This window comes from Acinetobacter sp. R933-2, from assembly GCF_030325485.1.
Taxonomy (GTDB): Bacteria; Pseudomonadota; Gammaproteobacteria; order Pseudomonadales; family Moraxellaceae; genus Acinetobacter; species Acinetobacter sichuanensis.
This window is the reverse complement of record NZ_JACAIJ010000017.1, coordinates 1,184-11,758: the sequence shown is the minus strand read 5'-3', so window position 1 is coordinate 11,758 and position 10,575 is coordinate 1,184. Positions and strand designations below refer to the sequence as shown.

Genomic DNA, 10,575 nt, shown 5'->3' with positions numbered 1-10,575 from the left:
TTTACACACCCTCTTGCGCTTTGAATCGTGCTGTAAACACGTCCCACGCTTGTTTATAATCTTCTTCTCGATTTGGTAAGTACCATGGACTGGTATAAGTAATGACACGTTCAACAGGTCCACCCGGTTGCGTGTCATCTAAAATAGTTCTATGGATTTTTGTGCCGTCTGGCAGTTTTTGTGCTTCGGTCCAACCGAGTGGTTTGCTTTCTTTTCGACCATCTGGGTGTTCAATAATGACTGATGGATCACGAGGTCCTGCTTTACGTGCTAGACCTACACCAACTAGACCTTTTGATGGTGTAAAGACAATACGTCCACTTTGCTCATAGTAGGTTTCACGTTCATACTGTTGCATGACTGGGAATTGCACACGGTAAATAGTGAGCAATTCTTGCAATGTCATACCGAGTTCCATTGCAACGAGAACATCAATTTCAAGAAGTGCTTGACGGCGTTCGAAATCAGTCCGTAATACACAATTTCGAGTCCATTTCTTATCCAAACTTCTAAAAAATTTTGTATTTAGTAAATATGAAGCCGTCCATTCATCTTTTTTATAATTGACACTCCAGCATTCTTCCCACAATTCATCAAAATCTTTTGTTATACATGATAAAGATATAGCTCTAATCCTAATACTTTGATTATTCCTTATAAAAGGCATAGTTAATAGGTCATTTGCATATAAGTCATCTTTACCAGTTACTTTTACATAAAAATCAAAAGGGACTGATAAAGTTGCACCATAAAAATCAATAAGTGCTGTATATTCTTTAAATGTTGTTGAAATATTCGAATGTACATGAGCAACATTTTTTGGAATGATTGCACTAATTAATGTTCTTTCTCCAGAACTACTTAACCTTCTTCTATGTATCATTCTAAAGTAACTAGTCGTCTTTAAAGGCTGAATAATTTGATTCTTCTCCTGAAAATTTAATAATTTATTTCGATTTTGAACTAGAGATAAATCTATCCAATTCACACGAGGTATCTTTGTTAAATAATTATTACCATGAATGAAATTTGTTCGAGGAATATAGTCATCATTTAAAGTTAATAGATCAACTTTGGTATAAGCTCTATTTGTATTACAAATTTCATTAGGCGATTGATGGAATATATTTCCAACAAAAAAATGAGGGCCTGAAATAATCCAGTCATTTAGATTCAGAGGAAATTTCGTTACTTTTTTAATCGTTTTATCAGCTACCGTATTTTTCTCATTCCAAAACTGAGTCGAATATAGTTTTCCTGATAAACTGGATAATTTAACTGCGTATATTTCTAGTTTGCTTAAAACAGAAAATAATTCTTTAGAATGCATTGCTGGTAATTTTGCATGCAAGACATCTTCTATATTACTTTCATATAATTTAGAAAAAAGAGATAGATGCTCATAATCTACATTTATAATTCGACTTTGATGTCCTTTAGTATTCCATTTAGCAAATTGATCCTTAATACCCCCAACTATGCCATTCCCATCATGTAGAAAACAATTGTCTATTGTTGAAGGTGCAAATAAGTTAGAAATTGCATAGAAATTAGGTTTCAACTTTTTCTTAGAACAATAAATATTCAAGCTATAAATATTCTGATTATCAATCGCGAATAGTTTTAATTGATTTTGAAACGAAAAATGGGCTTGTAATCGTAAATATACCTCTTTTCTTAAAGCCCCCCCATTAGCCTCTTCGAATAAAGAATCGGGGTGGACAAAGCCACAAGCTCCTTCTTGATTCAATAGTTGCCAACTTAAAGGTAAAAAACATTTATACAAATTGGATTTCTGTCCAGATAAGACTAAATAGTTTTGCTTAGCCGTTAAAAAACATTGTGCACCAGTAGCCTCTTCCAGCTCACTAAACCACGTATATGATAATTCTTTATTATTCAAAAATACTTTTTCACGATCGATATCTAAGATATTACCTTCTGCTATCTTTAGGATAACACTTGGATCATATTCACCTAATACAGCTTTTTCATTCCATTCTACCTTTGACCACGGCGGATTCCCCAACATCACATCAAAACCACCTCTGTCGGCAAAAATATCCGCAAAGGTCAGTTCCCAGTGGAAGAACTTAAACTTATCTGCAAGCTCTTTGACTAGTTGTAAGCGCGGATGTTGCTTATAAAGACTCGGCAAATGCAATTCACCTTTCGCCGTTAAAACTTGGCTCAGCTTCTCTTCTTGTACCGTTAAGCTTAGTTGGTCATCACTAAATAAATCATGCTGAGGTTTTTCAAAACCAGTTAATGCAGGCCGTGTGTCTACTACTGGTGCATCAAAATCAAAACCGCTCTGTTCAGGTTGATGGAAGTCATATACCTCACTTTCCAGTACAAGCTTCAGCTCCATCATCCATGTCGCACGGTCAGGCAGTAAATCCGCTTTTTCAATTGGCCAAAACCACAACGCACACCAATAATCCATCACCAATTTCAAACGGTGATACGGCGTTGCAATTGGGGCATCGTGGTTGAAAATACCGTTGGCATGGATTTCATCTTTAACCGCAGTGGTGGTCGTTTGACCTTTAGATTCCTGCCCCCAAATTTTAAATTGATCTTCTGTACGGGCACGGTCGGCTCTTAAGCTTTGGGTATGCTGTGTCCATAACCCATCAATCACTTCACTAAACTGTTGTAAGATCTCAATTTCCCAAGCTTCTAAATTAGATAAAAAGCCTTTACGCCAATTCTGAATCATTTCAAATTTTTCAGGTTTTAATGCTTTGGCATCTTTATCTGTCACGTTTGCCATATCTGGGGCAGGCAACAAGAAATGATACACTTCAGTTTTGGCGCGATCTGATTTTTTCTGTGCCAAACTTTCAGGTGCTAAACGCTTCGGTGCAAAGTTAAACCACTTATCCGTTTTAGATTTAGTCTTAATCTGCTTCTCTTCATATACCTGACGACGTGCCCCAATCAGCGAGTTACCGTTAAATAACTGATAACCAAACCATGGCACCTGATTAGAACCATTAATCGAGTTCAGCCATAAAGACACTTCAGCAAGTTCAACCGCAATCGAGTTTAAATCCACACCAAATACATTATGGTCTGCAATGTGCATTTTGACCGTCTGTAATTCATGTTGATAATCTTTCATCTCAATACGTTGATTGAGCTCGGATTGCTTTTTCACTAAATAGGCTTCAGCCAATTGGTTGACGGCTTCATTCAAGAAGGCCGCCGACCCCATAGCAGGCTCACATACCGTCAGTTTTAAAATGTCATCTGCAGTGACTTTTTCTAATTCTGCACCTAATTTTTCACGTAAGGTGTATTTCACCAAACTCTTGGTCAGCACTTCAGGAGTGTAATAACTTGCCGACTTTTGACGGTCACGCCCTGCAAGGCGATAAATAAACTTACCTTTGGGGTGTTTTTTTAAGACTTTTAACCCTTCATCATTTCGCTCATAGACTTTTTCGTCATCTGCATAACTGTCAATTTCATTTGCAGTAACAAAGTAGCCTTCATGAAGCTCATCGTAATTGTCCTGAGGTCGCTTCACCTCATACAAGTCTTCTTTTGCGAAGAAACCACGGTAACTTAACAGCGCCTCATAAACTGCACCCAATTGGTTAATGCCTAACTGTGCATAACTGACACGACCACGGCGTTGACGACCACGACCACTGGTTTCACGGGTCAAAGACATCAAGCGGATGACTCGTTGTAGTGTTTGATTGGTAAATCTTACTTTTTCTAAATACGGTGTTCTTTTAGGGTCAAATAAATGACTGTCTAAAGCATGAATATCAAAACCCGTTAAGCCCGTACTCGATGCACTATAACTTCCTTCAAGCGCAAGATCACCTTGATCATGCGGTTTACCCGTATGAATCAAGTTAAAAAGTTTCTGAATTGAATGATGGAAATAGTGTCCTTTTAAAGATTGCTCACTTTGTAATTGCACCATTTCTAAGTCACGTAGACTTTCTAAACTGTATCCCTTTAAGTAGCTTTGACTGGATTTAATCGGCACATAACCTAACTCAGGACGTGCTTCAATATAGAACAGGAACAACAGGCGGTACATATAACGCAGACACTCTCTTGAGAGTTGATCTGGGTTTAGTCCTGTCCTCTCACCAGCCCAACTAATATCCTTACGTTGTAAAAGTTGTTCCGTTGCTTCATTCCCTAAAAGTTCAATTGCCTCTCGTAAGGCATATTTCAGGTCCTCAGATACCCCAAAAGCATGCTTATGCGCATTTTCATCTAGACTGTCTAGTAACGAGTCACCATCTTCAGGGACTAGACTATCTTTAAATAAAAGTGCTGCTGTGGCTTGTAGAGTCTTCGTATCTTTACGACCTAAAATTTCATCCCAATCAAAACGCAAGACACGATTTTGTAACCATTTAAAGCGATCAACCAATATCGCTTGTCGATCGCCTAATACCAAGACCCAACGTGGTGGTTCCTGCATTTTGAAAATATGGTCATTAATGATGTCTGACCAATGTATATTTTCATCATCATTTGCTTTCTTAACTAAACCATCAGCATGTGGTCCAGGTCCAAAAAATTGCTCTTTCAGCAGACTTAGCGAAAATGGATCAAAACCATCGTGTTCTTTATCGATAGCCTCCACAACCATTAATTTTGGTTGTTGCTGACTTGGATAAGCAGACAAAACTGGTAGCTCTACATCCTTATTACCAATAGAAAAAACATGGTTGTATGGAGCAAAAGGAATATCCAAAGCACCTAACAACTGCTGATGTAGCTCTCGGCGTTCTGCTAAAGATTCCTTGAGACTACGTTCCCGCTGAATTTTTTCATGTGTTTTAAAATATGGACGAGCTAAGTTTTTTAAACGTTGATATGGCGGTTCAAAGATAGTGGTTTGCTGGGTTTCTCTGTCCTGTTGTTCTTTTGCTTGCCACTGTTGAATTAAATCTCGTATATCGCCATCGAAAACTTCAGATAAATAATGTGCTGAATAGAATTCATTTTCGTTTTGAATGCCCAAATAAGTCGCTGCATTGTCACTAATAGCCATGATCTATCCTTAGTTTTGAGTTGCTGCAATAACGGCAATTAATTGAATATAAGGTGAACTTTCTGTCTGCCAAGTGTCTTTTATCCAGACCTCGTATTCCTTAAATACTTGATCGATATAACGCTGTTTAGCTTCTTTTTTGGTTTGAGCAACAGACTCGAGTCCTTGGTTGAAATCAAGTTGCAACTGATGTTCTTGCTTCCCTTTTAAAGCACTTAACTTTTCAAGCTGTTCAGCAAGCTTTGGTTGCATTTCTTCATCAAAGCTGACTTTTCTCTTCAAAACCTCTTGAATTACCCCATCCACTACGGCGGATCGTAAATCATGCAAAGCATCTAAATGGACTGGTGCACCAGTATTCGGGGCTTTTTTAAGGATTGGACCATATACATTCAGCATGTCTTCTAATGGCTCAATTTTGGAAATTTGATTTTCTTTGGTTTGTACGGCATACCATTCCCAAATCACAGGATGTGCTTTACGGTTAGGAATAAGCGCAGAAACTAAGAAAATCGCTTCATCTTTCTCAAGCTGGGTGTTTAGACCAATCACTAAAGCTTCATTACGGCCTGTATTGCCCAACATACGCTCTTGTAACCATTCAGCGACAGGATGACGTTTCCATAAATAGTGTTCTTTTGGCCAAGAGTTCTCTTGATTACGTGAAGCCTTAACGACATCCATATAGGTTTCTTTATCTTCAGTGAGAATAAAGTCTCCATGCTCTGGATAAATTTCAGGTGGGTAAGCTTTAAATTTTTGTTTTAAGTCATCAGGAGCTGTTAATTTTATTTTTTTAATCGCATCTTCGAACTCAACAGCGATACGTCTTTGGTCTTTGTTGAGATATGACAGTGCTCTTTTTGCAAATTCATATTCACATTCAAATAGTTTGAAATTGTCTTTTTGTTCTTGTGGCTGTATATCCACAATCGGATCATCATCAAATGAACTAAAGAAGTCCGCTAAAATATCATCGCCTTCATTGTGTTCGTTTTCAGGCGTATATTGAGCATCAAATTCTTCTGCCTGCATGGTCAGCATGGCATTTGTCACTAGCTCTTCTTCTTTTACGACATCATAAACACCAAGAAATGTGGCTGGATCGCCAATATTTTTATAGGCTTGATCATCCTTTTCTTGCAAGATTTCTAAAATACGAACATCGCCACGAATCGTTTCATTACTACTTTCAGTAATCAGATAATAAATCTCGGGCTCTTGGGTTTGGCCATAACGGTCTACACGACCATTACGTTGTTGGAACACCATCAATGACCATGGCAAATCGAAATGCACTAAACGGTGAGATAAGTGGTGTAAGTTAATCCCCTCACTCGCGACATCAGAGCACAGTAATACACGGACCTTTTCTTCGCGCTTACTAAATTTTTCAACAATGTCTTGCTGGGTAATATCATCCATTCCCCCATGCAATTGCTGAATTTGATCTTTATGAAGCCCCAAGTCACGATTTAAAGCACTTTCTAAAAAGTTCAGTGTTTCGATACGTTCAGAAAAAATAACGATACGATCATCTGTATTTCGCTTATCCCAATTGAATTCAGGACTTTTAAACAATTCGATGAGCTTATTGTATTTAGTGAAGCTTGCTGAATTCATTTGATCTAGACAGGCTTTCAAATCTTGAAGATGATCGAGTTCCTGTTCTACCTCAGGTGTCAGTGACTCATCTTTAGCATTGAGTGTTTTGATTCGTTGATCAACAGATTTCAAGCAGGCTGCTGGTGATGAAAATAGTGCTTTCTGCAAGCCGATTCGAACTAATTGTCCAGGCTTATCACTGTTGTATTGACCTTTGATGGTAAACGGTACTTTAAACAAAGCTTCATAAGCCAACTCTTCTTGAGCAGAAGCTTGATGCTTCAAAGAAAAGACCTTACGGTCCTTAAATTCAGCTTTGACCTGATCTTTGATATCATGTTTGAAACGGCGTACTACAAGCCCCTTATCCGCAAAATCAGCTTTCTTATAATTATTTGGATCAGAAATAGCCGTTGGGTCAAGCATATTCATTAAGCTTGCAAAACTTTTAGCTTTACCATCATGTGGTGTTGCTGAAAGCATGATTAAAGTATCTGACTTACGTGCTAATAATTGCGCTAATTCAGTACGCTGTGAACTGGTTCCTCGATCAGCAACGTTATGCACTTCGTCAATCACAATGATGTCCCAATAGGCTTTGTCTAAGTAGGACTTAAACTCATTGTCTTGCTTAAGGGTATCAATTGAGATAATCGACTTATCATAATAATAGAATGGATTATGATTAGTTGGGATACGCCCACGAACACGTTGTAAACCATTCGAATCTAAACGCATAAGCGGAATTGAAAATCGATTCCAGAATTCTTTTTGGAATTGCGTCATCATACTTTTTAATGTCAGAACTAAAATGCGTTTGCCACGACCTCGCTGAATTAACTCCGTAACCAGAATACCTGCTTCAAGTGTTTTACCTAGACCTACCGCATCTGCAATTAATATACGCTGACGTGGCTGTTTCAGTGCCTGATACGTTGGGACTAATTGGTATTCAACCACATCCATTGCTGCTTCTTTGGCAATATGGATTTTTAAATCATTTGGTGTGGATTGTCGAAGCTGACTTTCAATAAATAATAAACTTTGAGAAAACTGTGCACTGGTATCCGGCACCAACTTAGTTAATTTAGGATCTAAAATTTGAATTTTATCTTCAAATTTGGTCAGGAAAATGGCTTCTTTGCCTCGGACTAGCTCTGATATTCCCTCACAAGTAAGCTGATCACCATGATTCATGGTTGGGTCTACGCGTCGGATTACCCATTCTTCATCACGAATCTCTACACGAGCTCCAGGCGCAAATTTCCCCGTCATAATCACTTATCTCAATTTTTTAAATTATGGTTTCCATCTTTATTCCACCTATGGCAAACCATAAATGCCTCAATTACAAAGCCCTCAACTTTGTATTGAATCACAGTTATAAAACCACCCTCATAGCAAATAACTGTTGAATAAGATCATTAAAAATACAAGGTTATATTAACCAAAATATAAAAAAACTCTAATCACATTTAGGTCAAAATAAAGACAAGTAAAAGATTATTTTTCATTTATTTGATAATTAAAAAGTTTTAAAAAATTTATCAGCTTAAAATACACTGGATCCCGCCCTAATTGGTTCCCATTTCTTCCCGCCACCCATCGTCAACGTAGCGCAGTTATAAGCTTCCTGTAAAAAACCACGGCGTGTAGGTTCAGTGAATCCCGTTTGAGCAATTAAAGTCTCTCGAAGCGGATGATGGCTCGTAATTAAGTACTCATTACGCTTATGCAATCGCTCTAATAAATTCAACGAAGGTAATCGATCAAACTTACCCTGCTGTCCACGATTACATGTAGGACATGTCAAGACCAAATTCGCTACGCCGTTGATTGGTTTTTGAATATCACATTCACGTAACTTATGCGGAAAGAAATGATCTACATCCGCAGAATGCTCGAATAGCTGCTCGATGGTGATTGGTATAAAACAATAGAAACAGCGACTCTTTTGATAACCATTTAAAGCTGACTTTGCTGAAGTGACATTCACACGTCTGATTTTATTGTTAGCAACCAATATTCCCTGATCATCATGCTCAATCTGTACCAAATGCTTCGGTAAATTCATATCCCAAGCGGTTTCAACTAAACGCCATCTTGCTTCAGTTTCATTAACTAAATCACTCGCATTCTGTGCCTCAAATAACTGAAATACCTCATCAGTCAGAATGATGCCACCATGGGTTTTACGGGCATCCATAAAAAACCTTTTAGGCAGTTCGTGGCCATGAACATTGTGAAATGCATCAATCACATTTACAAAACCATATTGCACAGTCTTTGCAATCAAAGTTTGCTGATCTATTTCACCTGCATTAAAGGCACGACAAAAATCTAAGAATTTACTGGAGCTTGAAGTTGCTTGCTTATCGACTAATTTTAAATGCTCACAGATATGGCGACTAAATGGATCGGCAAGTTGATCGAGTGTTATTACTGAATTAGGAGAAAATTTTAACTCATGAAGTGACTTAGCCAATGCAAACTTATACGAAGCTACATTACGCCCAAATAAAATTACCGCTCGCCAATAGTTTTCTAAAGAGGGCTCAATCTCGTAAAACTCGGACATATGTTTCCCCGTTAATCAACAGATAATGAACTTCTATGTTTTCGTTGAATACCTAGTTCATTCGCAATTTCTAATATTCTTGCATGGATAATTGCTTCTTTTCTCAAAGTAGACAAACTACTTTTAAAAACATGCTCATTTCCCTTTAAATTCAGGGGCAATGAAACTGATTTGAGAGTATTTTCCTCAATAACCCATGGTTCAGGATCAAGTACCCATGAAATACGAGTATTTTCATCCATCCACTGGTCCAACCATTGTTCTCCTAAATGTGTAAATGTCATACGTTTACCTGAACCAACACGACGTAAAGGAAAACCACTCTGCTGAGCGAGTAAAATACCTAGAGTTCGTCTTAATGTAGAACCCTCTGCATTCCCAGAATAATGTGTTTTGAGCCGAATTTTTAAGGTTGATTTACTATTTGGCTTGCCCTTCTTATCTGGAGAAATACCTGAATATACGAGATAGTACTCTCCAAATTTAATGCAATCCTCTAACGGTACAATTTCAGGTAAATTCTTAATCCACCAAAAATAGATGCCATTTTCAGTAGGAACAAGTCTTAGATTTTCCTTTAATTCTCGCCGTGAATAAATAACAGTGGGAGAAAGGATTAAATCCATCATTATTTTTTCCAAAGTATATTTAGCCACTCTTCATTGCGATCAGGGCGTTTATCCACTGTGATCCATTGCTGTAATACTTCAACACCTTGCAACTGATCTAATAACTCCTTGGCTTGAACTTCATCTAAATCTGTAAATGCCCTACCATCTTTTTCACGATCTGTGCTGCCATATTTAAAAGACATATAGCATATTCCGCCACGGCGTAAAGCATTATAGATTCGCTTCAAAACATCAGGGAGTCGATTTCTATCACAATGGAGTAATGATGCACATGCCCAAATGCCATCATATTGATTAGAATCTGTTAGTTCATAAAAACTTTCATGACGAATTTGGATTCCTGTTAACGTCGTGGCTTGCTCGACCAATGCTTCGGAATAATCCATCGCTTCAACCTTGTACCCTTTATTTTTAAATGCCAGCGTGTCTCGACCTGACCCACACCCTAAATCCAAGACAAGACCACCCTCAGGAATATTTTTTAAAAAAGGAAGATACAGACTTTCCATATCCACGTCGAAAGTCGACTCTATAAACTCAGAAGAGTATTTATTGTAATAATGAATAGTGTTCATTTTCCAAAGGCTATTTAAAAGAAAAATCTAGTTTACAAAAATATTGATTAAAAAAACCTCTTAGTAAAAATTTTTTATAGTTCCGATAGTACTCTGCTTCATGAAACAGGAGCTTTATTTTAATAAAAAAAAAACTTATTCTACGGGCAATTG

General features: G+C 37.6%; 5 protein-coding genes. All 5 read right to left on the bottom strand.

Going from position 1 to position 10,575, the window contains the following annotated elements:
- Position 1: 1 nt before the first annotated feature.
- The 5 genes from HX005_RS16400 to HX005_RS16380 all read right to left on the bottom strand — a co-directional run bounded on the left by HX005_RS16400 (position 2) and on the right by HX005_RS16380 (position 10,422).
- The gene (locus tag HX005_RS16400) at positions 2-5,032 is read right to left on the bottom strand and encodes an Eco57I restriction-modification methylase domain-containing protein (protein WP_286378176.1); all 5,031 of its coding nucleotides are present in this window, start codon (positions 5,030-5,032) and stop codon (positions 2-4) included.
- 9 nt (positions 5,033-5,041) lie between these two features.
- Entirely contained in the window at positions 5,042-7,912 is a 2,871-nt protein-coding gene (locus tag HX005_RS16395; RefSeq protein ID WP_286378175.1) for a helicase-related protein, read from the bottom strand.
- A gap of 277 nt (positions 7,913-8,189) precedes the next feature.
- Entirely contained in the window at positions 8,190-9,215 is a 1,026-nt protein-coding gene (locus HX005_RS16390; RefSeq protein WP_286378174.1) for an HNH endonuclease domain-containing protein, read from the bottom strand.
- Positions 9,216-9,226: 11 nt separating this feature from the next.
- Complete coding sequence (locus tag HX005_RS16385; protein ID WP_286378173.1) at positions 9,227-9,844, bottom strand: GIY-YIG nuclease family protein; 618 nt, start codon at positions 9,842-9,844, stop codon at positions 9,227-9,229.
- Positions 9,844-10,422, bottom strand: coding sequence for a class I SAM-dependent methyltransferase (locus HX005_RS16380; protein WP_286378172.1), 579 nt, complete (start codon positions 10,420-10,422; stop codon positions 9,844-9,846). Before HX005_RS16380 ends, HX005_RS16385 begins: the two co-directional genes overlap by 1 nt.
- Positions 10,423-10,575: the final 153 nt, after the last annotated feature.

Coding starts and splice junctions, on each gene's coding strand:
- HX005_RS16400 (WP_286378176.1), bottom strand. CDS start 5,032: ATGGCTATTAGTGACAATGCAGCGACTTATTTGGGCATTCAAAACGAA.
- HX005_RS16395 (WP_286378175.1), bottom strand. CDS start 7,912: ATGACGGGGAAATTTGCGCCTGGAGCTCGTGTAGAGATTCGTGATGAA.
- HX005_RS16390 (WP_286378174.1), bottom strand. CDS start 9,215: ATGTCCGAGTTTTACGAGATTGAGCCCTCTTTAGAAAACTATTGGCGA.
- HX005_RS16385 (WP_286378173.1), bottom strand. CDS start 9,844: ATGATGGATTTAATCCTTTCTCCCACTGTTATTTATTCACGGCGAGAA.
- HX005_RS16380 (WP_286378172.1), bottom strand. CDS start 10,422: ATGAACACTATTCATTATTACAATAAATACTCTTCTGAGTTTATAGAG.